The organism is Azospira sp. MPR-E4 (genome assembly GCF_058809645.1).
Window position 1 is genome coordinate 1 of record NZ_JBXAST010000047.1, and the last position, 26,184, is coordinate 26,184.

Annotated in this window: 21 protein-coding genes; 9 read left to right on the forward strand and 12 right to left on the reverse strand. The window is 68.4% G+C overall.

Features of this window, described 5'->3' with window-relative positions; translation table 11 throughout:
- Window positions 1–544: aminotransferase class III-fold pyridoxal phosphate-dependent enzyme (locus tag AC1RTA_RS12775; protein ID WP_492784904.1), on the reverse strand; the 544-nt coding region annotated here is incomplete at its 3' end.
- Window positions 545–776: 232 nt separating this feature from the next.
- On the opposite strand from AC1RTA_RS12775, the gene AC1RTA_RS12780 reads away from it, so the two are divergent.
- Complete coding sequence (locus AC1RTA_RS12780; protein ID WP_130458645.1) at window positions 777–2,273, forward strand: methyl-accepting chemotaxis protein; 1,497 nt, start codon at window positions 777–779, stop codon at window positions 2,271–2,273.
- Between the two features lie 240 nt (window positions 2,274–2,513).
- Here AC1RTA_RS12780 and AC1RTA_RS12785 read toward each other — a convergent pair whose 3' ends face one another.
- The 5 genes from AC1RTA_RS12785 to AC1RTA_RS12805 form a co-directional block, all read right to left on the reverse strand.
- Window positions 2,514–3,734 (reverse strand): ABC transporter permease, encoded by a 1,221-nt coding sequence (locus tag AC1RTA_RS12785; protein WP_014237894.1) that lies wholly within the window; start codon window positions 3,732–3,734, stop codon window positions 2,514–2,516.
- Window positions 3,728–4,474: an ABC transporter ATP-binding protein gene (locus tag AC1RTA_RS12790; RefSeq protein ID WP_152089058.1), complete on the reverse strand. Its 747-nt coding sequence runs from the start codon at window positions 4,472–4,474 to the stop codon at window positions 3,728–3,730. The genes AC1RTA_RS12785 and AC1RTA_RS12790 overlap by 7 nt, the downstream gene beginning before the upstream one ends.
- Entirely contained in the window at window positions 4,474–5,730 is a 1,257-nt protein-coding gene (locus AC1RTA_RS12795) for an efflux RND transporter periplasmic adaptor subunit (protein ID WP_492784905.1), read from the reverse strand. The genes AC1RTA_RS12790 and AC1RTA_RS12795 overlap by 1 nt, the downstream gene beginning before the upstream one ends.
- Window positions 5,731–5,732: 2 nt before the next feature.
- Window positions 5,733–7,223, reverse strand: a complete 1,491-nt coding sequence (locus tag AC1RTA_RS12800; protein ID WP_492784906.1) for a TolC family protein — start codon at window positions 7,221–7,223, stop codon at window positions 5,733–5,735.
- A gap of 135 nt (window positions 7,224–7,358) precedes the next feature.
- Entirely contained in the window at window positions 7,359–8,042 is a 684-nt protein-coding gene (locus AC1RTA_RS12805; RefSeq protein WP_492784907.1) for an SIMPL domain-containing protein, read from the reverse strand.
- 222 nt (window positions 8,043–8,264) lie between these two features.
- On the opposite strand from AC1RTA_RS12805, the gene AC1RTA_RS12810 reads away from it, so the two are divergent.
- The 3 genes from AC1RTA_RS12810 to AC1RTA_RS12820 all read left to right on the forward strand — a co-directional run bounded on the left by AC1RTA_RS12810 (window position 8,265) and on the right by AC1RTA_RS12820 (window position 10,295).
- A complete protein-coding gene (locus AC1RTA_RS12810) occupies window positions 8,265–8,729 on the forward strand; it encodes a peroxiredoxin (RefSeq protein ID WP_014237889.1) in 465 nt (154 codons plus the stop codon).
- 10 nt (window positions 8,730–8,739) lie between these two features.
- Window positions 8,740–9,228: an FKBP-type peptidyl-prolyl cis-trans isomerase gene (locus AC1RTA_RS12815; RefSeq protein WP_014237888.1), complete on the forward strand. Its 489-nt coding sequence runs from the start codon at window positions 8,740–8,742 to the stop codon at window positions 9,226–9,228.
- A 176-nt stretch (window positions 9,229–9,404) separates the two neighbouring features.
- Window positions 9,405–10,295 carry an FHA domain-containing protein gene (locus tag AC1RTA_RS12820; RefSeq protein ID WP_492784908.1) on the forward strand — a complete coding sequence of 297 codons (891 nt, stop codon included), beginning with the start codon at window positions 9,405–9,407 and terminating at the stop codon, window positions 10,293–10,295.
- A gap of 70 nt (window positions 10,296–10,365) precedes the next feature.
- Here the strand turns inward: AC1RTA_RS12820 and AC1RTA_RS12825 are convergent, their stop codons facing one another.
- Window positions 10,366–11,292 (reverse strand): sodium-dependent bicarbonate transport family permease, encoded by a 927-nt coding sequence (locus AC1RTA_RS12825; protein ID WP_130458640.1) that lies wholly within the window; start codon window positions 11,290–11,292, stop codon window positions 10,366–10,368.
- A gap of 120 nt (window positions 11,293–11,412) precedes the next feature.
- Here AC1RTA_RS12825 and AC1RTA_RS12830 point away from each other — a divergent pair, with 120 nt between their 5' ends.
- Complete coding sequence (locus AC1RTA_RS12830) at window positions 11,413–12,363, forward strand: LysR family transcriptional regulator (RefSeq protein WP_130459273.1); 951 nt, start codon at window positions 11,413–11,415, stop codon at window positions 12,361–12,363.
- On the opposite strand, the gene mnmC is transcribed toward AC1RTA_RS12830, so the two are convergent.
- A complete protein-coding gene (mnmC, locus tag AC1RTA_RS12835) occupies window positions 12,347–14,314 on the reverse strand; it encodes a bifunctional tRNA (5-methylaminomethyl-2-thiouridine)(34)-methyltransferase MnmC2/FAD-dependent 5-carboxymethylaminomethyl-2-thiouridine(34) oxidoreductase MnmC1 (protein WP_492784909.1) in 1,968 nt (655 codons plus the stop codon). The two genes, AC1RTA_RS12830 and mnmC, sit on opposite strands and share 17 nt — an antisense overlap.
- A 46-nt stretch (window positions 14,315–14,360) precedes the next feature.
- Window positions 14,361–15,059, reverse strand: a complete 699-nt coding sequence (locus AC1RTA_RS12840) for a glycine zipper 2TM domain-containing protein (RefSeq protein ID WP_492784910.1) — start codon at window positions 15,057–15,059, stop codon at window positions 14,361–14,363.
- Window positions 15,060–15,431: 372 nt separating this feature from the next.
- Between AC1RTA_RS12840 and AC1RTA_RS12845 the strand changes: the two genes are divergently transcribed.
- The 3 genes from AC1RTA_RS12845 to AC1RTA_RS12855 are packed head-to-tail and all read left to right on the forward strand — an operon-like array spanning window position 15,432 to window position 20,609.
- Window positions 15,432–17,285 (forward strand): TonB-dependent receptor plug domain-containing protein, encoded by a 1,854-nt coding sequence (locus tag AC1RTA_RS12845; protein WP_492784911.1) that lies wholly within the window; start codon window positions 15,432–15,434, stop codon window positions 17,283–17,285.
- Between the two features lies 1 nt (window position 17,286).
- On the forward strand, window positions 17,287–17,817 hold the full coding sequence (locus tag AC1RTA_RS12850) for a YfiR family protein (RefSeq protein ID WP_492784912.1): 531 nt from the start codon (window positions 17,287–17,289) through the stop codon (window positions 17,815–17,817).
- Window positions 17,814–20,609 (forward strand): response regulator, encoded by a 2,796-nt coding sequence (locus tag AC1RTA_RS12855; protein ID WP_152089065.1) that lies wholly within the window; start codon window positions 17,814–17,816, stop codon window positions 20,607–20,609. The genes AC1RTA_RS12850 and AC1RTA_RS12855 overlap by 4 nt, the downstream gene beginning before the upstream one ends.
- Window positions 20,610–20,731: 122 nt before the next feature.
- Here the strand turns inward: AC1RTA_RS12855 and lysS are convergent, their stop codons facing one another.
- Window positions 20,732–22,234, reverse strand: coding sequence for a lysine--tRNA ligase (lysS, locus tag AC1RTA_RS12860; RefSeq protein WP_152089066.1), 1,503 nt, complete (start codon window positions 22,232–22,234; stop codon window positions 20,732–20,734).
- A gap of 26 nt (window positions 22,235–22,260) precedes the next feature.
- A protein-coding gene (gene prfB, locus AC1RTA_RS12865) for a peptide chain release factor 2 (RefSeq protein ID WP_014237878.1) occupies window positions 22,261–23,365 on the reverse strand; the annotation gives its coding sequence in 2 pieces (ribosomal slippage) (window positions 22,261–23,283 and window positions 23,285–23,365; 1,104 coding nt in all).
- Window positions 23,366–23,495: 130 nt separating this feature from the next.
- Here prfB and AC1RTA_RS12870 point away from each other — a divergent pair.
- Window positions 23,496–24,392: a DMT family transporter gene (locus AC1RTA_RS12870; protein ID WP_205231194.1), complete on the forward strand. Its 897-nt coding sequence runs from the start codon at window positions 23,496–23,498 to the stop codon at window positions 24,390–24,392.
- Window positions 24,393–24,510: 118 nt separating this feature from the next.
- Here AC1RTA_RS12870 and recJ read toward each other — a convergent pair.
- Window positions 24,511–26,184, reverse strand: a 1,674-nt coding sequence (recJ, locus tag AC1RTA_RS12875; RefSeq protein ID WP_492784913.1) for a single-stranded-DNA-specific exonuclease RecJ, incomplete at its 5' end; no start/stop codon positions are given.

The following is a 26,184-nucleotide window of genomic DNA, read 5'->3' on the forward strand; positions in this document are numbered from 1 at the left end:
GGACGGCGGCGGGGCGGATCAGGGGGGCGTAGGCATCCTTGAACAGGGCCACGTCGGTGACCGCCAGGGCGCCCACGGTCTCGCCGTGGTAGCTGCCTTCCAGGCAAAGGAAATCGGTCTTCTCCGGCTGGCCCGTGTTGCGCCAGTAATGATGCGACATCTTCAGGGCGATCTCGGTGGCCGAGGCGCCGTCGGAGGCGTAGAAGGCATGGCCCAGGGCGCCGCCGGTAAGGGCGGAGAGGCGCTCGGAGAGCTGCACCACCGGCTCGTGGGTGAAGCCGGCCAGGATCACGTGCTCCAGGGTTTCCAGCTGGTCCCTGAGGGCGGCGTTGATGCGCGGGTTGCGGTGGCCGAAGAGATTTACCCACCAGGAACTGACCCCGTCCAGGTAACGGCGGCCGTCGAAGTCCGTCAGCCATACCCCCTCGCCGCTCTGGACGGGGATCAGGGGCAGTCCGTCGGCCGCCAGGTGGTGCTGCATCTGGGTGCACGGATGCCAGACAGCGGCAAGGCTGCGGTCCAGGAGGCGGCGGTTTGCGGACATGGGGCGTGGGCGGGATGGTGGGCAGGGATGGTGGACAGGTCGCGGCGCCGGGGCCACCACCTCAAGCCCGCCATTTTACCCGCCCCGGCAGGCCAGTGCCAAAAGCGATGCGCAAAGACGGCGACAAAATGGCTAGAATAGCCTGCGGCAGCCCCGCCGACCGAGGTGGGGAGGGGCCGACCTAAAACAATATCGCTGGCACAACTACGGGTTGAGAGGCGGGAGACATTCGATGAAAAACATGAAGCTGGGTTGGAAGCTTTTCCTGCTGGTGGCCCTGGCGGTCGCCGGCTTCCTCGTCAATTCCGGCCAGGGGCTGTTCCTGCTCAAGGAAAACCTGCTGGAAGACCGCAAGCTGAAGACCAAGAACGTGGTGGAAACGGCCCACGGCATCCTGGCCTACTACTACCGGGAGCAGCAGGCCGGCCGCCTCTCCGAGGAGGACGCGCGGCAGACCGCCGCCGCCGCCATCAAGGGCCTGCGTTACGAGGGCGAGGAATATTTTTTCCTCATGGACTTCAACGCCAACATCGTCATGCATCCCATCAAGCCGGAGATGGATGGCAAGAACTTCGCCGAGACCAAGGACCCCAAGGGCAACCGCCTGTTCTCGGAAATGTCCCGCATCGGCCGGGACGTGGGCCAGGGCTACTACGCCTATTTCTGGCCCAAGCCGGGCAAGAGCGAGCCGGTGGAGAAGATCTCCTACGTCAAGGCCTTCAAGGAATGGGGCTGGCTGGTGGGCTCGGGCATCTATATCGATGACGTGGATGCGGTCTTCTTCAAGGCCGCCACCACCCAGGGCAGCCTGGCCATCGGTGGCCTGATCCTGCTCATCGGTTTCTCCGTCTATCTGATGAAGACCATCGTCGGGCCGGTGCAGCGCATGCAGAAGGTGATGGAGGCCCTGGCCGAGGGCGACATGACGGTCCATGCCTCCTCCGACGCCAAGGATGAAATCGGCCTCATGCTGCAGGCGGCCGAACGCATGATCGACCGCACCCGCAAGGTCATCCAGGAGGTGCGGGTCAGCGCCGACGCCCTGGTCAATGCCTCGGACCAGGTCAGCGTCACCTCCCACAGCCTCTCCCAGTCCGCCTCCGAGCAGGCCGCCAGCGTCGAGGAGACCTCCGCCTCCATCGAGCAGATGTCGGCCAATATCGAGCACAACAAGGACAACGCCCACCTGACCCAGGACATGTCGGCCCGGGCCGCCAGCGATGCCCAGGTCGGCGGCAAGACCGTGGGCGCCACGGTGGAGGCCATGAAGCAGATCGCCGACAAGATCGGCATCGTGGACGAGATCGCCTACCAGACCAATCTGCTGGCCCTCAACGCCGCCATCGAGGCGGCCCGGGCCGGCGAGCACGGCAAGGGCTTCGCCGTGGTGGCCGGCGAGGTACGCAAGCTGGCCGAGCGTTCCCAGGCCGCCGCCCACGAGATCGGCGAGCTGGCCGGCAAGAGCGTGGAGCAGGCGGAAAACGCCGGGCGCCTGTTCCAGGACATGATGCCCAACATCGAAAAGACCGCCCAGCTGGTCAAGGAAATCGCCGCCTCCTCCGAGGAGCAGGCCATCGGCGCCGGCCAGATCAGCCAGGCCATCAGCCAGGTGAACCAGACCACCCAGCACAACGCCAGCGCCTCCGAGGAACTGGCGGCCACGGCCCAGGAACTCCATTCCCAGGCCGAGCGGCTGAAGCAGAACATCGCTTTCTTCCGCATTGACTGAGGTGGGGGAAGCTTAGCCACAGAGGGCACAGAGAACACAGAGAGTTGAAACGGCGGCCACGGGCCGCCGTTTTTTTTGCCCCCAGCTTTGCCACGGCGACGCCTTAACTCTGTGTTCTCTGTGCCCTCTGTGGCCCGCCTTTATGACCAGGCCTGAAACGCAGAAGGGACGCCATTCTCCACGGTGATGCGGTGAAGAGTGGCGTCCCTTCTGCCTGGTGAGGCAGGGCTTTGCGAAGTCCTACTGGTAGCGCAGGGCCTCGATGGGGTCCAGGCGGGCGGCCTTGCGGGCCGGGTAGTAGCCGAAGAAGATGCCGACCCCGGCGGCGACGCTGAAGGCGACGATGACCGAACTGCCGGAGATGATCACCGCGGTGCCGGTGAGCAGGTTGGTCAGCACGGCGCCGCCGATGCCCAGCAGCAGGCCGATGAGGCAGCCGGCGATGGAGATGACGATGGCCTCCAGCAGGAACTGGGTCAGGATGTCCTTCTCCCGGGCGCCGATGGCCATGCGGATGCCGATCTCCCGGGTCCGTTCGGTGACCGAGACCAGCATGATGTTCATGATGCCGATGCCGCCCACCAGCAGGGAGACGGAGGCGATGGCGCCCAGTAGCAGGGACATGATGCGGGTGGTCTCCGCCGCCGAATCGGCCACGGCGGTGAGGTTGCGCACGTTGAAGTCGTCGTCCTGGCCGGGGCGGATGCGGTGCCGCTGGCGCAGCAGGGCGTTCATGGAATTTTCCACCGCCGGCATCACCTCGGGCGCCGCGGCCTTGACCATGATGGCCCGCACCGAGCCCTGGAAGGGCGTACCGAAGAGCTTGCGCTGGGCCGTGGTGAGGGGAACGATGAGCACATCGTCCTGGTCCCGTCCGTCCAGGCTCTGGCCCTTGGGCGCCAGCACGCCGAGGATGAGGAAGGGGGCCTGGCCGATGCGCAGGGTCTTGCCCGTCGGGTTCTCGGCGCCGAACAGGTTCTGGGCCGCGGTCTTGCCGATCAGGGCCACCCGGGTCGAGGCCCGCAGGTCCGAATCGGTGAAGGGCGAGCCGTCCACCAGGGCCCAGGAGCGCACGTCCAGATAGGCCGGCGTGGTGCCGATGACGTAGGAATTCCAGTTGCTCGAGCCATACACCAGCTGGGCCGAACCCTGGTGCACCGGCGCCGCCGTTTCCACACCGTCCAGCTCGGTGATGGCTTCCGCATCGGTGACGGTCAGGGTGGGGGCGTTGCCGCTGCCGCTGCGCACGCCGCCGGCGTTGGTGAAGCCGGAGAGGACGATGAACAGGTTGCTGCCCATGGAGTTGATGGACTGGGCCACGGCGTACTGGGCGCCCTGGCCGATGGCCAGCATCAGCACCACGGCGCCGACGCCGATGACCATGCCGAGCATGGTGAGGAAGGTGCGCAGCCGGTTGGCGCCCATGGCGCGCCAGGCTTCGCCGAGCATGGCGGTCAGCATGGCTGGGTCTCCCCGGCGGGCAGGTCGTGGTGGGTCGGCGCATCGTGCACGATGCGGCCGTCGAGGAAGCGTACCTGGCGTTTGGCGTGCTGGGCGATATCCGGCTCGTGGGTGACCAGAACGATGGTGATGCCTTCCCGGTTCAGTTCCTCGAACAGGGCCATGATCTCCTCGCTGGTGTGGCTGTCCAGGTTGCCCGTGGGCTCGTCGGCCAGGATCAGGCGGGGCCGGTTCACCAGAGCCCGGGCGATGGCCACCCGCTGCTGCTGGCCGCCGGAGATGCGGTTGGGCAGGGATTTGGCGTACTGGCCCAGGCCCACCTTGGCCAGCAGTTCCCGGGCCCGCTGGCGCCGCTCTTCCTTGTCCACGCCGCAATAGACCAGGGGCAGGGCCACGTTGTCCTCCAGGCTCATGCGCGGCAGCAGGTTGAAGCCCTGGAAGACGAAGCCGATGGTGCGGTTGCGCAGCAGGGCGGTCTGGTCCTTGTCCAGGGCCGAGACGTGCTTGCCGTCGAGGATATAGTCGCCGCCGCTGGGCCGGTCCAGGCAGCCCAGGATGTTCATGAAGGTGGACTTGCCGGAGCCGGAGGGGCCCATGATGGCGACGAACTCGCCGGCATGGATGGCAAGGCTGACGCCCTTGAGCACCGGGAAGGGGCCCATGGGCGTGTCGTAGGCCTTGTCCAGGCCTGCCACCTCGATCACCGCCGCCGCGTCGGCGGAGGCCGTCGCAGCGCTCATCAGAACATCCTCATGCGCATGGTGCCGCCGCCGCTGCCGCCCGCATTGGCGCCGTCCGGCAGGTTCTCGCCGACGATCACCTGGTCCCCCGCATTGAGTTCGCCGCCGACGATTTCCGTGTTGCGGTTGTCGGTGATGCCCAGGCTGACGCTGACCGGCACCACTTCGCCGCCGCGCAGCACATGGACGGTGCCGCTGGCGCTGTCCCGCTTGCGCTGGCGCTCGCCGGCACCCTTGCCGTTGCCGGGGCCGGCTGCTCCCGGCGGGCTGCCGGCCGGGGCGCCATTGGCGGCGGCATTGCTGGCGGCATTCGGGGCCGGCTTCTGGCCGCCGTTGGTCTTGTAGCGTAGGGCCGCGTTGGGCACCAGCAGCACCTCGCTGCGCTTGGCCACGGCGATGTTCACATAGGCGGTCATGCCCGGCAGGAGTATCTGCTCCGGGTTGTCCACCACCACCACCACGTTGTAGGTGACCACGTTCTGCTGGGTGGTGGGGTTGAGCCGCACCTGCTTCACCTCGCCCTTGAACTGGCGGTTGGGGAAGGCATCCACATTGAACTTCACCGGCTGGCCCACCTTGATGTTGCCGATGTCGGCCTCGGCGAAGCTGGTGTAGATCTGCATGGCCGTCAGATCCTGGGCGATCTTGAACAGGGTGGGGGTCTGGAAGCTGGCGGCCACGGTCTGGCCCACGTCGATCTGCCGGTCCACCACCACGCCGGAAACCGGGGAGCGGATCACCGAGTAGCCCAGGTTGGCCCGGTCCTTGTCGTTGGCCGCCTTGTACTGGTTGAGCTGGGCCTGGGCGCTGCGGCGGGCCTGCACCGCCTGGTCCAGTTCCTGGCGGCTGACGTATTCCTGGGCGAAGAGGGACTTCATGCGTTCCTCGCTGGCGATGGCCAGGTCCAGGGAGGCCCTGGCGCTGGCGATGTTGGCATCGCTCTGGTGTACCTGGGCGGAATAGAGGGAGTCGTCCAGCTCGGCCAATATCTGGCCCTGCTTCACCTGGTCGTTGAAATCCACGTAGAGCTTTTTCACCGTGCCGGAAACCTGGGTACCCACGTTGACCAGGGTCACCGGGTTGAGGGTACCGTTGGCCGAGACGCTCTGGGTCAGTTCCCCCTTTTCCAGGGTCTGCAGCTTGTAGCGCTGTTCCAGGCCCGGGGCGGTGAGCTTCTGGTAGGCGACGTAGCCGCCGCCGGCGAGGAGCAGGGCGGCCAGAATCAGGACGACGGTTTTCTTCTGGGGGCGTTTCATGATCAGTTGGAGCCTTGGATGGGGCCGCTGGCGGCGGGCTGGCCGGCATTGGCGGTGGCTGCGTCGGGGAGGCTTTGCAGCAGGGAAATGTCCAGGTTGCCCATGGACTGGGCCAGGGTGGCGCGGGAGACGTTCCACTCGAAGGTGGCCTGGACCCGCTGCTGGCGGGCCGCCGCCAGGGCGCTCTGGGCGTTGAGGACGTCCAGGATGCTGCCCAGGCCGGCCTTGTAGCGGCCCAGGGCGACCTTTTCCGCCGCCTCGGCGGAGACCAGGAGGTCGGCGGTGGTCTGCAGGGACTGGCCGGCGGTGATGAGGCCCTGATAGGCCTTCCACACGTCCAGGGCCACCTGCTGGCGGATGCGTTCCCGCTGGGCTTCCCGGGCTTCCTTCAGGGATTCGGCGTTGCGCACCTTGTAGGTGGTGGAAAAACCGGTGAACAGGGGCACGTTGAGGGTGACGCCGATGCTCGAGGTATTGCTGACGTTGCCGCCCAGATCCTGGTAGGCCGGGCCGGCGCTGAGGGACAGGGTGGGCAGGCCGGCGGCGCGCACCGCCTCCACATTGGCCTGGGCCGCCTGGTACTGGGCCTCCGCCGCCACCAGGTCGGGCCGGCGGCGCCGGGCTTCCGCCACCAGGGCGTCCACATCCGCCGTGAATTCCCGGGTCGGGGCGACCACCGGCGTGGCGGGCACCAGGGCCGGCGGACGGTGGGCCTCGCCGCCGATGACGTTGGCCAGGGTGCCCTGGGCATTCTTGAAATCCCGGTCAGCCTGGATGCGCTTGAGGGAGGCCTGGGAGTAGGCGGTCTGGGCCTGCAGCCGGTCCGCCGGGGTGGCGGAGCCCACCTTGTAGCGGGCATCGGCGGCGTTGAAGCTTTCCAGGCTGGCCCGTTCCGATTCCCGGGCGGCCACCAGGGCCGCCTCGGTGGCCTGGACCTGGTAGTAGGCCTGCAGGGCGGCGAGGAACACGGCCTGCACCGTGCTGTCCTGGGTGGCGGCCGCGGCGGCCAGCAACTGCCGCGCATTCTCCAGGGTGGCGGCCCGGGCGCCGAAGTCGAACAGCAGGTAGGAAAGTGTCAGGCCGGCATTTTTCTGGGTGTAGCTCTCCGGCTTGCGGCTGTCGTTGCGGTTGCGGCTCTGGCCGGCGCTGAGGCTGAGGCCGGGCAGGTAGGCCGCCTGGGCCACGCCCACCAGGGCCGCCTGGGCCCGGGCGTTGGCCCACACTTCCCGGGTCTGGGGATTGTGGCAGAGGGCCCGCTCCACCACCTCGGTGAGGGACAGGGGGCCGCTGACCGGCTGCTCGGGGCAGGGATTGGCGCCCTGGCCCTCGCTGCCGCCGAGGGCCGGTCGGGGCGGCGCCAGGGCATCGCTGCCCAGGGGGTCCAGGGCCAGGGTCGGGGCGGCGGCCAGGGCCGCGGCGAACGCCAGGGCCAGGGGAAGGGGGGCGAAAGCGGAGCGGGCAGGTGCCGTCACGGGCATGGTTGCGGGTTTCATCGGGGCGCGGCCGAAGCCTTAGGAATTTTGAGCCGAAGTATAGCGGGCCCCTGGGCCGTACCGGGACGGCAAGTTGTTACCGGATGTTGCATCGGCCCCCGTCCGGCCATCCTGCCGGGCAGGGGCGTGGCGGCCTCAATCGGCCAGTTCGATCTGGCCGGAAATGTTCACCGTGACGGCCGAGTCGCCGCCTTCCAGGGGCATGGGAACGGCCTCGGCGGCCATCAGGGCACTCTTCATGCGCGGATAGACGGGGGGGCGGCCGCCGCTGCTGCCGACGCTGAGCTGCTTGATGCGCCAGGATTTGCCCAGGGTGTCGCCCACCAGCTTGGCCCGGGCCTTGAAGGCGGCGATGGCCTCCACGGTGGCTTCATCCTCGGCCTTCTTCTGGGTTTCCGGGGTTGGCATGAACTGCACGCCGCCCACGCCCATGGTGGCCTGCAGCTTGCCCAGCAGCTCGGAGAGGGCGGCGGCGTCCCGGGCTTCCAGGGCGATGTCGGAGCGCATGCGCCAGGACTCGATGCGCCCGCTCTTGCCGTAAACCGGATAGGTGTGGGTGCCGCCGCTGCGCACCTTGACGTCCTTGTAGGCCTTGGCGGTACGCAGGCCTTCGGCGATCTGGGTGTTCACCTTCTGCGCCAGGTCGGCGGTGGTGGGGCCGCTGGCTTCGGCGAAGACGCTGGCCAGGACCAGGTCGTTGGGGGCGCTGCGGCTGGCGCTGGCGGAAAGGTCCACCGTGGTGCCGGCCTGGGCGGCAGCGGCGAGGCCGAGGGCGAGCAGGGCGAAGCTGAGGCGGGAGGTCGGGCGGGAGGGATGCATGGCTTTCCTTTCGACGGCAAAGAGAGGCTGACCCGGGCAGGCGAATGAAGGTTCCGTCAATGCCGGATGAATAGCGATGCCGCCGGCCCGGTGCAATTGGCCATTCTAACGCCGCCGCCGGCCCTCCCGGACATTTGTTCGGTCGCTGGCACGGCCCTTCAAGCTCGGCTAGAATCGGCTCACCTCGGGCAAGGTCCTTGAGGCGTCTTTGAGGAGACAGCAATGCTGAAACCTGGTCAGGCTGCGCCGGAGTTTGCGCTTCCGGATGCAGACATGGAGCTGGTGGAGCTTGCGGCATACAAGGGCAAGCGCCACATCATTCTCTTCTTCTACCCCAGAGACGACACCCCGGGCTGCACCCTGGAGGCCACGGACTTTTCCGATCACGAGGACGAGTTCGAGCGCCGGGACTGCACCCTGCTCGGCATCAGCCGGGACGACTGTCTGCGTCACGCCGCGTTCCGCGACAAGCACGGCATTTCCGTGCGCCTGTTGTCGGACGAGGAGGGCCAGGTCTGCCGTCGTTACGGGGTGTGGCAGGCGAAGGAAGTGGACGGCGTGAAAAAGCACGGCATCCTCCGCTCCACCTTCGTCATCGACAAACAGGGCCTTGTTCGCCACGCCTTCTACGGCGTCAACGCCAAGGGCCATGCGCTGGAAATGCTGCGCCTGGCCAAGGAACTTTAGGAAATTCCCCATGCAAGTAGCTAAGAATACCGTCGTCACCCTGGACTACAACGTCACCGATCCGGACGGCGTCCTGGTGGATGCGGGCAAGGATCCGCTGGTCTACATCCACGGCGGTTACGACGATATCTTCCCCAAGATCGAAGAGGCCCTGCAGGGCAAGAGCGTGGGCGAAACCGTCAAGGTCAAGCTGCAGCCGGACGACGCTTTCGGCGAATACGATTCCGAACTGGTGCAGATGGAGCCCCGGGAGAATTTCCCCGAGACCCTGGAAGTGGGCATGCAGTTCGAAGGTGCCCCCGAAGGCAGCGACGACGATGACTTCATCCTCTACCGCGTCACCGACATCGCCGACGGCAAGGTGGTCCTGGACGGCAACCATCCCCTGGCCGGTACCGCCCTGGTGTTCACCTGCACCGTCACCGCCGTGCGCCCCGCCAGCGCCACCGAGCTGGAACACGGTCACGTGCACGACGACGGCGAGTGCGACGACGAGTAATCCCGTCCCGCTTCCGTGCCGTGAAAGGGCCCTGCTGCTGCAGGGCCTTTTTTCATGGGGCGCCGGTCATGCCGTTTGCTTAGCTCGGGGGGCTGGTCTATAGTCCCGAGCCAGTTGCCGCGTTGCACTCAAATCATTGACAGGCCCGGGCCACGGGCCGTTTCAGGGAGAACTCCATGCACGATTCCGCAGCCAATGCCATGGTGGGATTGGGCTTCATCGTTGTCGGTCTGGTCCTGCTGCTCGCCATCGGCGTCATCGTCGCCATGGTCTTCTATCTGCTCAACCTGCAGCGCTGCCTGGATGCCACCCGTCCCGAATTCCGCCCGGCCATTCCCTCGGCCCTGGTGTGGCTGACCCTGATCCCCGCCATCGGCTTCATCGTCTGGCTGGCTGCGGTGGTGATCCTCTCCAGCGCCCTCAAGCGGGAGGGCGAGGTGCGGCAGACCCAGGCCTTCGGCGACGGCGGCCTGACCGTGGGCCTCATCAGCTGCATCTTCGGCCTGCTTTCGCCCATTCCCTTCCTCGGCCTGCTGTTCGGCCTGGTCAGCCTGGTGTGCTGGATCATCCACTGGAACAAGGTGTCCACCTACCGCCGCCTGCTGGCCGGCGAGGCGTCCCAGCCTGGGGCTGGCCGCGTCGAGCCCGCCGTGGCGTCGCCGGTGGCCACCCTGCCGCCGGTGGCACCGGCACCTGCCGCTCCTGCTGCCGTTGCCGAGGCAATGCCGGGCAGCGATGCCACCCTGGTTTCCCGGCCGGAGCCGGTGGCCTGCCTGCGCTGCATTGCCGGCCCCCTGCAGGGTCAGGAATTTCCCGTGGGCCAGGGCCTCATGCTGGGACGCTCGGTGGAGGCCAGCGTGGTCATCGGCGATCCCCACGTTTCCAACCGCCACGCCTGGGTTGGCCCCATCGGCGGCAAGCTGCTGCTGCGGGACAACCAGTCCACCAACGGCACCTTCCACAACGGCAACATGGCCCAGCGCGTGGGCGAGGTGACCCTGCAGGACGGGGATGTGGTGATTCTGGGCGACCAGGGCAAGGTGCGCTTCCAGGTCTTCTACCGCTGATTCCGGCTTCATGAAAAAAAACGGCAGCCCTGGGGCTGCCGTTTTTTTGGGGGGGGCGGAAGGCCGGACTTCAGGCCAGCTGCTGGGCTACCCACAGGTAAAGGGGAATGCCGAAGAGCACGTTGAAGGGGAAGGTGAGGGCCAGGGCCGCCGCGATACCCAGGGCCGGGTTGGCTTCCGGCACCGCCAGGCGCATGGCCGTCGGTGCGGCGATGTAGGAGGCGGAGGCCGCCAGGGTCATGAGCAGCACGGTCCCGCCCACGGACAGCCCCATCCAGCTGGCGGCCAGCCAGCCCAGGGCGGCGTTGCCCAGGGGCAGGGCGATGCCGCAGGCCACCAGGAAGAACCCGGCCTTGCGCAGGTCCCCCAGGCGGGAGGCCGCCACCAGCCCCATTTCCAGGAGGAACAGGCACAGGGCGCCCTTGAAGAGGTCGGTGAAGAGGGGCTTCAGGGGCTCGGTGCCGTGGGGGCCGGCCGCCCAGCCGATGAGGATGCCGCCCAGGAGCAGCAGCACGCTCTTGTTGGCAAAGACTTCATGGATCAGCTTGCGCCAGTCCGGGCGCTCTTCGCCGCCAAGCCGGGCCAGCACGGTGGCCACCAGGATGGCGGGCGCCTCCATGAGGGCGGCCAGCAGGGCCAGATGGCCTTCGTAGGCCACCCCACGGCTGGCCAGTACGGTGGTGCCGACGGCAAAGGTGACGACGCTGATGGAGCCGTAATGGGCGGCCAGGGAGGCCGCATCGAAGCGGTTGAAGCGCAGGCGGAAGAGGGGGAAGGCGAAGAGGGGGATGAGGGCTCCCAGGCCGATGGCCAGGGCGGCATGGGTCAGCAGGGCCGGGTCGCTGCTATGGGCGATTTCGCTGCCGCCCTTGAGGCCGATGGCCAGCAGCAGGTAGATGGAGAGGGCCTCGAAAACCGCAGTCGGCAGCTTCAGCTCGCTGCGGGCCAGGCTGGCGACAGCGCCGAGGGCGAAGAAAAAGGGGACGGCATCAAGCACGAACAGACTCCGTTTGTTTTGGTGTGGCGCATTCTGAGTCTTTTCATGTATTTGTAAAAATCATATATTTCTAAATATTGCATAGATAAATATCAATATATGTATCGGCTTGGCGGCTCCCTGCACCTGACCCTCCATCAACTGCGCCTGCTGCTGGCCACTGCCCAGGAAGGGAGCGTTTCCCGGGCGGCGGAGCGCCTGCACCTGACCCAGCCCACCCTCTCGGCCCAGCTCAAGCAGCTGGCCGAGCAGGTCGGCCTGCCCCTGCACGAGCGGGTGGGACGCCGGCTGCACCTGACGGAAGCGGGGCGCCTGGTGGCGGCCGCCGCCGCCCGGGTGGCGGAGGAGCTGGGGCAGCTGGAAAACGAGCTGGCCGTGCTGCGGGGCGACCAGGGGGGGCGGCTGCGGCTGGCAGTGGTCAGTACCGCCGAAGCCTTCATTCCCCGCCTGCTGGGGGAGTTCCGCAAGGTCCGGCCGGCGGTGGAAGTGTCCCTGGTGGTCCTGAACCGGCAGGCGGTGGTCGGCCGGCTGCTGGAGAACCAGGACGACCTGTATATCATGACCAAGCCGCCGGCGGAGACGCCGGTGAGCGCCGTTCCCTTCCTGACCAATCCGCTGGTGGTGGTGGCGGCGGCCGACCATCCCCTGGCCAAGCGCAAGCAGGTGGCGGCAGGGGCCCTGGCCGATGCGGAATTCGTGCTGCGGGAACCGGGCAGCGGCACCCGGCTGGCGGCTGAGGAGTTCTTTGCCGCCAGGGGCGTGCAGCTGCGGCCCCGGCTGGAGCTGGGCAGCAACGAGGCGGTGCGTCAGGCGGTGGCGGGGGGGCTGGGCCTGTCCGTGCTGTCGGCCCACGCCCTGGGGCCCCATCCGGAAGAACTGGGGATCGCCGTGCTGCCGGTGCGGGGCACGCCCATTCCGGCCCGCTGGCAGGTGGTGGCGCCGGCAGGCAAGCGCCTGACGCCCCTGGCCCAGGCCTTCCTGGACTATCTGCAGGAACGGGCTCCCCGGCTCGAGGCCGAGGCGGGCCAGCGTCTGGCCCTGGCGGTGGCAGGGGCTATTCCCGGTCGTTGAAGCGTGCGGCCTTCACCGGCTTGAGCAGGAAGCGGGCCGGGTCTAGGGCGTCCGCCAGGTCCCCTTCCAGGGGCAGGGGATCGCCGGCCATCTGGCTGGCCAGGAATTCGCCGGCCCAGGCGGACCAGACGAAGCCCCGGGCGCCGAAGCCGCTGGCCAGCCACAGGCCGGGGCGGCGCGGCAGGGTCTGCAGGCGGGCGCCGGTTGCCGGGGCGGTGTTTTCCGGCAGGGGGCCGAGCATGGGCAGGCGGTCCGGGGAAATGGGGCGGAAGCCCACCCGGCTGCCCAGGTCTGCCGCTGCCAGGTCCTTGGCGAAACCGGGCAGGATGAAATTGAGCTTGGCCAGGTTGTCCTGCTGCTCTTCCAGGCGCGGCTGGGGGTCTTCATCCCCGGCCAGGAAGGAAGCGCCGCAGACCCGCAGGCCGTCCAGGGCCGGCGTCACGTAGCCGAGGCGGCACACCACCATGTCGAGGGGCGGCGTGGCTGTCTCCGGCACCAGGGTGGCCTGGCCCCGGGCGCTGCGCAGGGGCAGCCAGTCGCAGCCCCCCAGGCGCCTGGCGTCGGCGGCATTGGCCAGCACCACCTGGTCGGCCTCAGCCAGCAGGGTACCGTCGGCGGCGTAGGCGGCCCAGCCGTCGGCGCCGGCCTGCAGTTTTTCCACCCGCTGGCTGTAGCGTTGCTCGATGGCCGGATGGGCCTGCAGGTTGGCCTGGCACAGGCTGGGGGGCATGCCCCAGCCGCCGCCGGGGAAATGCCAGCCGCCCACCGATACCGGCCAGCCGATGAGGCGGGAGGCCTCGGCCGCGTCCACGTAACGGAACAGCTCGGGGGCGGCGAAGGTTTCGGCCACCTGGCGCTGGGTGGCTTCGTGGGTCTTGTCCCGGGCCAGGTGCAGGACGCCGCTGGCGCCCCAGCGCACCGGCAGGCCGGCGGCGGAGAGGGCCAGCAGGTGGCGGCGGGTGTACAGGAAGGCGCTGCGGGTAAGGCGGGAGAGGCGGTTGTCGTCCAGGCTGGGCAGGGGGCGCAGGACCCCGACCCGGTTGCCGGAGGCGCCGCAGCCGGGGCCCTCGGCCTGATCCAGCAGAGTCACCTGGTAGCCCCGCTCCGCCAGGCGGTGGGCCGTGGAGGTGCCGGCGAAACCGGCGCCGATGACCAGGATGCGCTTGCCCGGCATCACCGTCCGGCGCACGCCCGGGCCCCGGTACTGGCCCTGCAGCATGTCCCGCTTGCTGCCGAAACCGGGGGCCTTGTCGCTGACGAAACCGACGGCCTGCAAGCCTTCGCGCACCCCGGCGGCCACCGACCAGGTGGCCAGGGTGGCGCCGGCGGCGGCGCAGCGGGCCAGGCCGCGGAAGACGAAGGGGGACCACAGGTCCGGATTCTTGGCCGGGGCGAAACCGTCCAGGTAGAAGGCGTCGGCGGCCAGCCGCAACTGGGGCAGCAGGCTCTGGGCGTCGCCGAAGAAAAGGGTCAGGCTGACCCGGCCGCCGGCGAAATGCAGGCGGTGCACGCCGGGGGTGAGTAGGGGCCACTGGGCCCGCAGCTCGGCCGCCAGGTCTGCCAGCTCGGGATGGGCGGCGTGCAGTTCGCCCAGGTCGGCGGCGCTGAAGGGATGCTTTTCCAGGGAGACGAAATGCAGGCGCCGGCAGGCGGCCGGATCGTCCCGCCAGGCGGCCCAGGTGGCGAGGAAATTGAGACCGATGCCGAAGCCGGTCTCGACGATGGTGAAGCTTTCCCGCTGCTGCCAGCGCCGGGGCAGGCCGTTGCCGGCGAGGAAGACGTGGCGGGCCTGGCCCAGGGCCCCGGCGGCGGTGTGGTAGATGTCGTCGTAGTCCGGCGAGTAGGGCACGCCGGCGTCGTTGCGGCAGAGGCGGGCGGGAACGAGGGGCCGGTAGGCGTCGGGATTGGCGTCGGCGACTGAATGGGGGGCAGGGGAGGCGGGCGTGCTCATGGGGGCGGATTGTCGCACGCCCCCATGGGGCCGTTAAGCCCGGGCTTCAGTCGGCGCTGCGCAGGATGCCGTCGCTGACCTTGACCCGGTCGCCCTGGCGCCAGGCCGGAGGATTGGCCTCGGTGAAGCGCTGGGTGGTGCCGTCGTCGAAGCGCACCGTGATCTGGTATTCCATGTTGCTGCGGGCGTTCTTTTCCACCTGGTGCCCGGCGTAGGCGCCACCGGCGGCACCGAGGACGGCCATGGCGGTGCGGCCCTTGCCGCCCCCCACCTGGTTGCCCAGGAGACCGCCGAGGACGCCGCCGGCGACGGCGCCCAGGCCCGTGCCTTCACCGGGCTTCTTCACTTCCATGATGCTTTCGATGACGCCGCAGTCCTTGCATACAGGTGCCGCCGCCTTGGCCGGCACGGCTTCGCCTTGGGCCACGGTGGCAGCTGCCGGCTGTTCCTTGGTCACGGGCTTGGCCCGCTTGACGCTTTCCTTGGGCTTGCTGGCGGCCACCGGCGTCGCCGTCTTGGCGGCGGCCGGGGGGGCGGCTTCAGCCGGGGGCGTGGTGGTGGCCGGGGCTGCGATCGTTGCCGGGGCAGGTTCTGCGGCGGCCATGGTGGCACTGGGCGTTTCCGCCGGCTTGTTTTGGCCTGGGGCCGGCAGGATGCCGGTGAGGACGCCGACACCGGCCAGGCTGAGGGCGGTGACGGAAACGGCGGCGATCTTGATCAGGGGGTGGAGGGCTTTGACTTCCATGGCGTTGCTCCGGGGGCGAATGAGGGATTCCATGGCTATTAGAACGCCTTGCCCGGCCTTTTGCCGACCGGGGAAACAGATTGTTACCTTTGTTAATGCTTCTTGCCGCAAGGGGAGGGCGGTGTGCCCCAAGGCCGGTTTTTCGGCGTAGATACAATCGATTCGCTTTCCCTGGGGGCTTCAAGCCGATAAAATCCACCCTTCATAAAAAGGGGCCTGGGGGCTCCTTGCCATAGAGCATCGAACAACAAGAAACGTTCAGGGGTGGTGTGCATGCCTTTCAAGGCGCGTCTTTCTGCGCTGCTGGCGCTGGCTTCGTGCAGCGCCGCCTGTTTGCTCCAGGAACCGGCCCGTGCGGCCGGGGATGAGCCCGTGGCGGCCGAGCTGGCCAGCCTGTCCACCCTTTCCATCGAAGAGCTGCTGCGTACGGAAGTCAGCTCCGTGCTCAAGCACCCTTCCGAACTGGCCCAGGCGCCGGCTGCCACCACCGTGCTGCGGCGGGAGGACATCCAGCGCCTCGGCGCCACCACCCTGCCGGACCTGCTGCGCACCGTGCCCGGCCTGCACGTGGCCCAGATCGACGGCAACAAGTGGGGCGTCTCCGCCCGGGGCTTCAACGGCTTTTTCGGCGGCAAGCTGCTGGTGTTGATCGACGGCCGCAGCATCTACAACTCCATCTATTCCGGCGTTTTCTGGGACGCCTACGACATCGCCCTCGACGACATCGCCCGCATCGAGGTGGTGCGGGGGCCGGGGGCCGCCCTGTGGGGCGCCAACGCAGTCAATGGGGTGATCAACATCGTCACCCGCTCCGCCCACGAGACCCAGGGCGGCCAGGCGACCCTGGCGGTGGGTAACGTGGAAAAGGGCATGGCCAACGTGCGCTGGGGCAGCACCACGGAGGAGGGCGGTGCCTGGCGCCTCTACGCCCGCAGCCGCAGCCGGGACGACCACCAGTCCCTCACCGGCAGCGGTGCCGGCGACACCTGGCGCGCCGACCGCATCGGCTTCCGCGCCGACAGCGCCGCCGGCAGCGACACCTGGATGGTCAACGGCGAGGCCTACCAGGGACATAGCGGCGGTGCTCCCTATCCCCTGTCCACGGCCAACGACATTTCCGGCCAGCACCTGCTGGGCCGTCTCAGCCGCCGCCTGGGCGATGGCTCCCAGTTGCAGGTGCAGTCCTATGTGGACCACTCCTGGCGCCGGGAGCCCTCTTCCGGCGCGGTGCTGGAAGAGACCGTGGCGGACGTGGATCTGCAGCACACGGTCAACCTGAGCCCGGCCCACCGGCTGGTGTGGGGCGGCGGCTGGCGCCAGTACCGTTTCGACTCGGTGAGCTCGGCCAAGCTCTCCTTCAGCCCGGTCAGTTCCCAGCGCACCGTCACCAACCTGTTTGTCCAGGACGAGTGGACCGTCATCCCGGAAACCCTGCAGATCATCGCCGGGGCCAAGCTGGAGCGGGTTCCCGACCACGGCAGCGAATGGCAGCCCAACCTGCGGGTGGTGTGGAACGCCGCCGCCGGCCACACCCTGTGGGCCGGCACGGCCCGGGCGGTGCGTTCCCCCAACCAGGTGGATACGGCCATCCGCTTCAACGGCCCCGGAGTCGGGCCTCTGCCGGCCGTCGGCAATCCGGCCTTCCGCCCGGAGCGGCTGCGCAGCCTGGAGGCCGGCTGGCGGGCCCAGCTGACGCCGAACCTGAGCAGCGATGTGTCGGTCTATCAGAATCATTACAAGGACCTGCAGACCATCGAGTTCGATGGCGCCAGTTCCATGATGTACTTCAACAATGCCCAGGGCCGCACCCGGGGCCTGGAATGGGCGCTGGACTGGCAGGCGGCGGCCCACTGGCAGCTGCGCGGCGGCTTCACCCTGTACCGGGAGGCCCTGGACTACAGCAGCCGGCCCGCCGGCCCGGCCCTGATCTCCTTCCAGGGCGGCTTTCCCCGGGAGCAGCTGTTCATCCGCTCCCTCTGGGACCTGTCCCGCAACCAGCGCCTGGACCTGACCTGGCGCGGCGTCGGCCCCATGGACCAGCGCGGCGTCGCCGGCTACGGCACCTTTGACCTGCGCTGGACCCGGCGCCTGGACCGGCGCAGCGAAGTCTCCCTGATCGGACGCAATCTCCTGGGGCCCAAGCACCGGGAATTCGGCGACCAGCCCTTCTTCCAGGAAACCGTGTTGCGCCGGGAACTCAGCGTCGTGCTGAGCTGGGGCTTCTGACGTGAGGCGTTGCCTGCTGCTGCTCTGCTGCTGGCCCCTGTGGGCGCTGGCCAACCCGCCCTCGGAGGCGGCGGTGAAGGCGGCCCTGGTAGCCAATCTGGCCAACTACGCGGAGTGGGGCGAGGGCAACTGGTCGGTCAAACACACCCTGATCTGCGTCGCCGGCCGGGGGGCGGTGGTCGATTCCCTGCTCGCCCTGGACAGCCAGACCCTGCTCGGGCGGCGCATCGGCGTCTCTCCCCGCAGCCGCGCGGCCGAGGCCCGGGACTGCCAGGTGCTGTTCCTCGGCGACGCCCCCGGGCGCAGCCAGGGGGACTGGGACCTGGAGTGGACCCAGGCCCTGGCGACGGCGCCGGTGCTGACGGTGTGCGAAGGCGAGGACCTGGTCAGCCAGGGCTGCATGGTGGGCCTGGCCCGGGAAGGCACCCAGGTCGCCTTCGACGTCAATCTTGCGGCCCTGCGCCGCGCCAACATCCGGCTCAGCGCCCATCTCCTGCGCCTGGCCCGCACCATTTACGGAAGGCCACGATGATGCGCCGTAGATTCCGCTCCCTGCCCATCGGCGAAAAGCTGCGCCTGGTCCTCATGCTGGTGGCCGCCTCGGCCCTGCTGGTCTATGCCAGCCTGACCCTGATCCACGGCCTGCGCGAGGTGGAGCAGTTCAACCGGGAAAACCTGCAGGCCCTGCTCGACGTCACCGCCCGCAACCTGGAGGCGCCCCTGGTCTTCAACGACGGCAAGGCGGCCCAGGATACCCTGCGGGCCCTTTCCGCCGACCCGGCGGTGATCGAGGTGCTGGTCAGCGATGCCCAGGGCCAGCTCTTCGCCCGCTACCTGCGCGGCAACCCCCTGCAGCAGGAGCGCCTGGCCTGGCTGCCGGCCTCTTGGAACCGTATCCGGGAGAGCCGGGAAATCGTCTTCCGCAGCGGCGTGGTCGGCCACATCGAACTGCTGGCCAGCCGCGACGGCTATTGGGATGCGGTGGGCCGGGGCGCCCTCATCTGGCTGCTGGTGACGGTGCTTTCCATGCTCGCTGCGGTGCTGGCGGCACGTCGCCTGCAGCACATCATCGCCGCCCCGGTGGTGCGCCTGGAGCAGGCTACCCGGGACATCACCCGGCACAAGCGCTTTTCCCTGCGGGTGGAGCGGGAGGAGAGCGGCAGTGAGGACGAGGTGGGCCGCCTCATCGACAGTTTCAATGCCATGCTGGCGGAGATCGAGCAGCGGGACGAACGTCTGGCCCGCTATCGGGAATCCCTGGAGGAAATGGTGGCCTCCCGCACCGAGGAACTGACCCATTCCCGGGATGCGGCGGAGGAGGCGAGCCGGGTCAAGAGCCGCTTCCTCGCCACCATGAGTCACGAGATCCGCACCCCCCTCAACGGCGTGCTGGGCATGATCCGCCTGTTGCAGACCACGGCCCTCTCCGGCGACCAGCGGCGCATGACCGAGGCCGCCCTGCGTTCCGGCGAAACCCTGCTCAACGTGCTCAACGACGTGCTCGATTTTTCCAAGATCGAGGCCGGCAAGCTGACCGTGGATGCGGTGCCCTTCGACCTGGCCGACACCGTGGAGAGCGCCGCCCTGCTGCTGGCGCCCAATGCCCGGGAAAAGGGCCTGGAGCTGGCGGTGCATCTCAAGGGCGAACTGCCCGTGACCCTGGCGGGGGACCCCAACCGGCTCAAGCAGGTGCTCTTCAACCTGCTCGGCAACGCGGTCAAATTCACCGAGCAGGGCGAAGTCTGCCTGCGGGTGGAGCGCAGTCCGGGGGCCGCCGGCGACAGCCGGGAGCGGGGCGACGTGATCCTGCTGCGCTTCACCGTGCGCGACACCGGGCCCGGCATTCCCGAATCGGAGCAGGGCAAGCTGTTCCAGGCCTATTCCCAGACCAGCGCCGCCTCCCAGACCCCGGCCGAGATCGAGGAGGCCGCCAGCCGGCGGGCCGAAGGCACGGGCCTGGGCCTGGCCATCAGCCGGGAGCTGGTGCGTCTGATGGGGGCCAGGGACCTGACCGTCTCCAGCCGTCCCGGCGAGGGCTGCGAATTCAGTTTCGAACTGCCTTTCCATGTGGTGCGGGACAACCCCACCGGCATCCACTATCCGGGCTTCCGCCTGGTGCTGCTGGAACCCCAGCCCACCCTGGCCCTGATCCTGCAGGACTACGCCCAGAGCCTGGGCCTGGACTGCCGCCTGGCCCGCAATGCCGCCGAGGCGGAGCGGCTCCTGGGCGAGGGCGCGGCCCAGGCGGTGCTGGCCGACCTGTGCTACCTGCAACTGCCCGAGGCCACCTGGCAGGACTGGCACCGCCGCTGCGGCGGCGTGTGGATCGCCCTCTCCGACTTCGGCGCCAGCACCCTGGAAGGGGAACTGGCCCAGGTCTTTGCCCAGCGCCTGTCGAAGCCGGTGTCGCGCAAGGAATTCGTGCGCAGCATCGGCCAGGCCTTCATGGTGGCGCCCCGGGGTGCCGAGCTGCCGCCGGCTGCCGGGTGGCAGGGGGCCGCCTGGCGCCCGGCGGCCGCTGCGGTGCCGAACCGGCCCCGCTTCCACGGCAAGGTGCTGCTGGTGGAGGATAACCTGACCAACCAGGAGGTGACCCGGGGCCTGCTGCAGGTCTTCGGCTGCCAGGTGGAGGTGGCCAACCACGGCCGGGAGGCCCTGGAAAAATGGGCCGAGCGGGATTTCGACCTGATCCTCATGGATTGTCAGATGCCGGTCATGGACGGCCTCACCGCCTCCCGGGAGCTGCGCCAGCGGGAGATCCAGGCGGGCCGGCTGCCCACCGCCATCATCGCCCTCACCGCCAATTCCTTCGCCGAGGACCGGCAGCGCTGCCTGGCCGCCGGCATGAACGGCTTCCTGCCCAAACCCTTTGACGAGCTGGCCCTGGTGGCCCTGCTCACCGACTGGCTGGGACCGCCGGAAGGCGGCGCCCAGGTGCGGGTCCAGGCCCGGCCGGAGCGGGAGGCGGGAGCCCTGCTGGACGCGGCGGTGCTGGACGCCATTGCCGCGCGCCAGGAAGAGGCGGGGGAGGTGCGCAGCATCTTCCTGGCCCGCTTCGTTTCCACCTTCCTTGCCCAGGCCAGCCAGGCCCTGCAGAACATGGCCCAGGACGACCTGGCGGCGGCCCGGGAGGCGGCCCACAGCCTCAAGTCCGCCGCTGCCAGCATCGGTGCCCGGCCCCTGTCCGAACTGGCGGCCCGGGTCGAGGCGGCGGCCCGGGAAGGGCAGGCGGCCGAAGTGCGGCGCCTGGGCGAGAGCCTGCCCCAACTCCTGGCCGATACCCGCAGCGCCCTGGAACGCTACATGGAGCAGGGCGGCCACTAGGGCGGCGGAGCGCCTGCCGGGCCGGAGTCCGGGCCGCGGCCGCAGGCAAGAAAAAGGCGCGGGGCCTTGCGGCCACCGCGCCTTTTTTATCGACTCCGGGCGGAGTCCATAGGGTTCGGCGTTCAGTCTTCCTTGCGCATCTGGGGGAAGAGGATGACGTCCCGGATGTTGGCGGTGTCGGTGAGCAGCATGACCAGGCGGTCGATGCCGATGCCGCAGCCGCCGGTGGGGGGCAGGCCGAATTCCAGGGCCTTGATGTAGTCGGCGTCGTAGAACATGGCTTCCTCGTCGCCGGCATCCTTGGCCTTGGCCTGCTCCAGGAAGCGGGCGGCCTGGTCCTCCGGATCGTTCAGCTCGGAGAAGCCGTTGGCGATTTCCCGGCCGACGATGAACAGCTCGAAGCGCTCGGTGATTTCCGGATTGCTGTCGGAGGCCCGGGCCAGGGGGGAGACTTCCACCGGGTAGTCGATGATGAAGGTGGGGTCCCACAACTGGCTTTCCGCCACTTCCTCGAACATCAGCAGCTGCAGGGCGCCCAGGCCCATGCCGGGCTTCACCGCGACCTTCATCTCGCCCAGCTTCTTCTTCAGCCACTCGGCGTCGTTCAGTTCGGCTTCGGAGTAGCCGGGGCACTGGGCACGCACGGCCTGGACCATGGTCAGGCGGGCGAAGGGCTTGGACAGGTCCAGCTCCCGGCCCTGGTACTGGAACACCTCGGTGCCCAGGGCGTCGCGGGCGGCGTGGCGCAGCAGGCCTTCGGTGAAGTCCATGAGGAGCTTGTAGTCGGCATAGGCCTCGTAGAACTCCATCATGGTGAATTCGGGGTTGTGGCGGGTGGAGAGGCCTTCGTTGCGGAAGTTGCGGTTAACTTCGAAGACCTTCTCGAAGCCGCCCACCACCAGGCGCTTCAGGTACAGCTCCGGCGCGATGCGCAGGAACAGTTCCATGTCCAGGGCGTTGTGGTGGGTGATGAAGGGCTTGGCCGAGGCACCGCCGGGGATGGGGTGCATCATGGGCGTTTCCACTTCCAGGAAGTGGTGGCTGATCATGTAGTTGCGGATGGACTGGATCATCCGGCTGCGGGCCACGAAGGTGAACCGGGAGGACTCGTTCATGATCAGGTCGAGATAGCGCTGGCGGTGGCGCTGTTCCATGTCGGTCAGACCGTGGAACTTCTCCGGCAGGGGGCGCAGGGCCTTGGACAGCAGGCGGATCTCGGAGACCTGGATGGTCAGTTCGCCGGTGCGGGTCTTGAACAGGGTGCCTTCGGCACCGACGATGTCGCCGATGTCCCAGTGCTTGAAGTCGTCATAGGCTTCGGCGCCCACCAGGTCCACCTTGACGTAGAGCTGGATGCGGCCGGAAACGTCCTGGATGGTGGCGAAGCTGGCCTTGCCCATGAGGCGGCGCAGCATGATGCGGCCGGCAACCTTGACGCTGATGGGGGCGGCTTCCAGTTCCTCGGCGGTTTTCTCGCTGTACAGCTCGTCGAGGCGGCCGGCGGTGTTCTCGCGGCGGAAGTCGTTGGGGTAGGCCTTGCCGCTCTCGCGCCACTTGGCCAGCTTGGCCCGGCGCTCGGCGATGAGCTGATTCTCGTCCTGGGGTTGTGCGGTCTGTTCGGTCATGGTCGTCTGCCTGATGTTTTATTCGCTTACACGCCTTGCTTGAGGCTGGCCTGGATGAAGTCGTCGAGGTCGCCGTCGAGTACGGCCTGGGTGTTACCCGTTTCGAAGTTGGTGCGCAGGTCCTTGATGCGGGACTGGTCCAGCACGTAGGAGCGGATCTGGTGGCCCCAGCCGATGTCGGACTTGGCGTCTTCCAGCTTCTGCTGCTCGGCCTGCTGTTTGCGCAGTTCGAATTCGTAGAGGCGGGCCCGCAGCATCTGCCAGGCTTCGTCCCGGTTGCGGTGCTGGGAACGGTCGTTCTGGCACTGCACCACGATGCCGGTGGGCACGTGGGTCAGACGCACGGCGGAGTCGGTCTTGTTGATGTGCTGACCGCCGGCACCGGAGGCCCGGTAGGTGTCGGTGCGCACATCCGCCGGATTGATGTCGATCTCGATGGAGTCGTCCACTTCCGGATAGACGAACACGGAAGTGAAGGAGGTGTGGCGGCGGGCGTTGGAGTCGAAGGGGCTCTTGCGCACCAGGCGGTGGATGCCGGTCTCGGTGCGCAGCATGCCGTAGGCGTAGTCGCCGGCGATGCGCAGGGTGGCGCTCTTGATGCCGGCCACGTCGCCTTCGGATTCTTCCAGCACCTGCACGTCGAAACCCTTGCGCTCGGTGTAGCGCAGGTACATGCGCAGCAGCATGGAAGCCCAGTCCTGGGCCTCGGTACCGCCGGCGCCGGCCTGGATTTCCAGGAAGCAGGGGTTCGGGTCCTGGGGATTGTTGAACATGCGGCGGAATTCCAGGGCCGCCACCTTGGCCTCGATGGCCTCGTTGTCGGCGGCCACGGCGGCCACGGTGTCGAAGTCGCCTTCTTCACGGGCGATCTCGAACAGCTCCTTGCCGTCGGCCAGACCCTGGGCCACTTCCTGCAGGGTCACCACCACGCCTTCCAGGGCCTTCTTTTCCCGGCCCAGGTCCTGGGCGCGCTTGGCGTCGTCCCAGACGTCGGGACTTTCCAGTTCCCGGGAGACTTCGACTAGACGGACTTCCTTGGTGTCGTAGTCAAAGATACCTCCGAAGTTCCGCCGACCGGGATTCCAGGTCGGCAAGCTTGTTGGCGATGGCGTTGAGCTGTTCCGCTTCCATGTTCTTGGCTGTTCTGCTGGGAAAACCGGCAATTATACACTTTGCACCGGGCTCCCGGTGGCCGCGACGATGCAAGGAAGGCGGGCAAAGGAGTAAACTCCGTAGCCCCTTTTCTTCCGGGTTGCCGCCGGTGTCCCTCCCCACCTCCAGTTTCGAACGTCTGCCCCGCCAGGGGCTCCTGCTGCTGGCCGCCCTGGCCCTGGGCTGGGGCTTCAACTGGCCGGTGATGAAAGTGGTGCTGTCCGAAGTGCCGCCCCTCTATTTCCGCGGCAGCTGCCTGCTGCTGGGCGGCCTCGGCATCCTGGCCATCGCCCGGGCCGGCGGCGGCAGCATCCGGGTGCCCCGCAGCCGCTGGGGCCGCCTGGCCCTGGTGACCCTGACCAACATCGTCGGCTGGAACGTCCTCGCCATCTACGGCGTCGGCCTGCTGCCCTCGGGACGGGCGGCCCTCTTGGGCTACACCATGCCCCTGTGGAGCGTGCTGCTGTCGGTGTGGATTCTTGGCGAGCGGCTGACGGCGGGCCGCATCGTGGCCCTGCTGCTGGGCCTGGCCGGGGTCGGGGTGCTCATGGGCGACAGCCTGGAAGGCATGCTGCGGGCGCCGGTGGGGGTGGCCTGCATGGTCGGCGCGGCGTGGAGCTGGGCCCTCGGGGTGGTGCTGCTGAAGCGTCTGCCGGTGGGGCTGTCCACCACCGCCCTGACGGGCTGGATGATGGTCCTGGGCGGCCTGCCCATGCTGGCGGTGGCGCTTCCCCTGGAAACCTCGCGCCTGGCCTGGCCCTCGTTCTGGCCGGCCTTCGGCGTCTTCTACAACGTCTTCGTCGCCTTCATGTTCTGCTACTGGGCCTGGAACCGCATCGTGCTGATGGTGCCGGTGGCGGTGTCCTCCCTGTCCTCCCTGGTGACGCCCCTCATCGGCGTCCTCGGCGGCGCCCTGATACTGGGGGAGCAGCCCGGCTGGCGGGAAGGGGTGGCGGCCCTGCTGATCCTGGCGGCGGTGGGCGCGGTGTCCCTGAAGCGCAGCTAGACGGCGCCCGGGCGGGCGTCGCGGCCCGGGGCGAAGGCTGGAAATCACCTGCCCTGGGAGCCAGCATCCATGCGACTTTCCCGGCAGGCTGCCTGGGAAAGCCCGTCCCTTCTGCTCCTCAGGCCGGGGCGCAGTGCTCCACCACCAGCTGGGGCGTCTGCACCCCGTTGTAGTCGTTGATGGTCAGGCGGTAGGCCAGGCGGGCCCGGGGGCCGGGGTTTTCCGTGGCGTTGAACTGGATCGCCTCCAGCACCGACCGCTCCTTCTTCAGGCGCAGCTTGAGGTGCTTGTCCTTCAGCACCCGCTGGCTTTCCACCTCGAACACGTCCTCGAACAACGGCGCCGGGAAGCCCTGGCCCCACACTTCGCCGGCCAGCATTTCCGCCACCTGCAGGGAGATGTAGCCGGCCTCCAGGGCGCCGTCCGTCTCCAGGGTGCGGGTCAGGTCCGCCGGGTTGAGCAGTTCGTCGGCCACCTGGGCGAATAGGGTTTTGAATTCCTCGAAGCGATCTTCCATCAGGGTGGCGCCGGCGGCCATGGCGTGGCCGCCGAAACGCAGCAGGATGCCGGGGGCCCGCTTGGAGACGAGATCCAGGGCGTCCCGCAGGTGCAGGCCGGGGATGGAGCGGCCGGAACCTTTGATCTGGCCGTCGTCGCCCCGGGCGAAGGCGAACACCGGGCGGTGCAGCTTTTCCTTGATGCGGGAGGCCAGGATGCCGACCACCCCTTGGTGCCAGTCCGGGTCGAAAAGGGCGACGCCGGCGCCGCTGGCCTCCAGGTCGAAGTTTTCCAGGTGGATGAGGGCCTGTTCCTGCATGCCGGCCTCGATCTCGCGCCGCTCCCGGTTGAGCTGATCCAGCTGCTGGGCGATGTTGGCGGCCCGGGCCTCGTCGTCGGTGATGAGGCATTCGATGCCTAAGCTCATGTCCGAGAGGCGGCCGGCGGCGTTGAGGCGGGGGCCGACGGTGAAGCCCAGGTCGAAGGCGGAGGCGGTCTGCAGATTGCGTCCGGCAGCACGGAAGAGGGCGCGGATGCCCGGCGTCAATTTGCCTTCGCGCATGCGCTTCAGGCCCTGGGCCACCAGGATGCGGTTGTTGTGGTCCAGCTTGACCACGTCGGCCACCGTGCCCAGGGCCACCAGGTCCAGCAGGCAGGAGAAGTTGGGCTCCGGACGCTCCGGGCCGAAGGCGCCGCGGCGGCGCATCTCGGCGCGCAGGGCCAGGGCCACGTAGAACATGACGCCGACTCCTGCCAGGGCCTTGCTGGGAAAGGTGCAGCCGGGCTGGTTGGGATTGACGATGCAGTCCGCCTCCGGCAGGGTCTCGGCCGGCAGGTGGTGGTCGGTGATGAGGGTGGCGATGCCCAGCTGGCGCGCCGCTTCCACCCCTTCGATGCTGGCGATGCCGTTGTCCACGGTGACCAGCAGGTCCGGCTGGCGCTCTGCCGCCAGCTCGACGATCTGGGGCGAAAGGCCATAGCCGTGGACGAAGCGGTCGGGCACCAGGTAGTCCACCGTGCCGCCCAGGAGGCGCAGGGCGCGCACGGCCACGGCGGTGGCGGTGGCGCCGTCGCAGTCGTAGTCGCCGACGACGAGGATGCGGGCCTCGGCCTCGATGGCATCGGCCAGGAGGATGGCGGCTGCTTCGGTGCCGGTGAGCTGGCTCGGGGGAATCAGGCTTTTCAGGTCGTAATCCAGTTCGGCCTTGTGCTTGATGCCCCGGGCGGCGTAGATGCGGGCCAGGAGCGGGTGCAGGCCTTCCTGCTCCAGTTGCCACTGGGGGCGGGGCGGGAC

Coding starts and splice junctions, on each gene's coding strand:
- AC1RTA_RS12780 (WP_130458645.1), top strand. CDS start 777: ATGAAAAACATGAAGCTGGGTTGGAAGCTTTTCCTGCTGGTGGCCCTG.
- AC1RTA_RS12785 (WP_014237894.1), bottom strand. CDS start 3,734: ATGCTGACCGCCATGCTCGGCGAAGCCTGGCGCGCCATGGGCGCCAAC.
- AC1RTA_RS12790 (WP_152089058.1), bottom strand. CDS start 4,474: ATGAGCGCTGCGACGGCCTCCGCCGACGCGGCGGCGGTGATCGAGGTG.
- AC1RTA_RS12795 (WP_492784905.1), bottom strand. CDS start 5,730: ATGAAACGCCCCCAGAAGAAAACCGTCGTCCTGATTCTGGCCGCCCTG.
- AC1RTA_RS12800 (WP_492784906.1), bottom strand. CDS start 7,223: ATGAAACCCGCAACCATGCCCGTGACGGCACCTGCCCGCTCCGCTTTC.
- AC1RTA_RS12805 (WP_492784907.1), bottom strand. CDS start 8,042: ATGCATCCCTCCCGCCCGACCTCCCGCCTCAGCTTCGCCCTGCTCGCC.
- AC1RTA_RS12810 (WP_014237889.1), top strand. CDS start 8,265: ATGCTGAAACCTGGTCAGGCTGCGCCGGAGTTTGCGCTTCCGGATGCA.
- AC1RTA_RS12815 (WP_014237888.1), top strand. CDS start 8,740: ATGCAAGTAGCTAAGAATACCGTCGTCACCCTGGACTACAACGTCACC.
- AC1RTA_RS12820 (WP_492784908.1), top strand. CDS start 9,405: ATGCACGATTCCGCAGCCAATGCCATGGTGGGATTGGGCTTCATCGTT.
- mnmC (WP_492784909.1), bottom strand. CDS start 14,314: ATGAGCACGCCCGCCTCCCCTGCCCCCCATTCAGTCGCCGACGCCAAT.
- AC1RTA_RS12840 (WP_492784910.1), bottom strand. CDS start 15,059: ATGGAAGTCAAAGCCCTCCACCCCCTGATCAAGATCGCCGCCGTTTCC.
- AC1RTA_RS12855 (WP_152089065.1), top strand. CDS start 17,814: ATGATGCGCCGTAGATTCCGCTCCCTGCCCATCGGCGAAAAGCTGCGC.
- lysS (WP_152089066.1), bottom strand. CDS start 22,234: ATGACCGAACAGACCGCACAACCCCAGGACGAGAATCAGCTCATCGCC.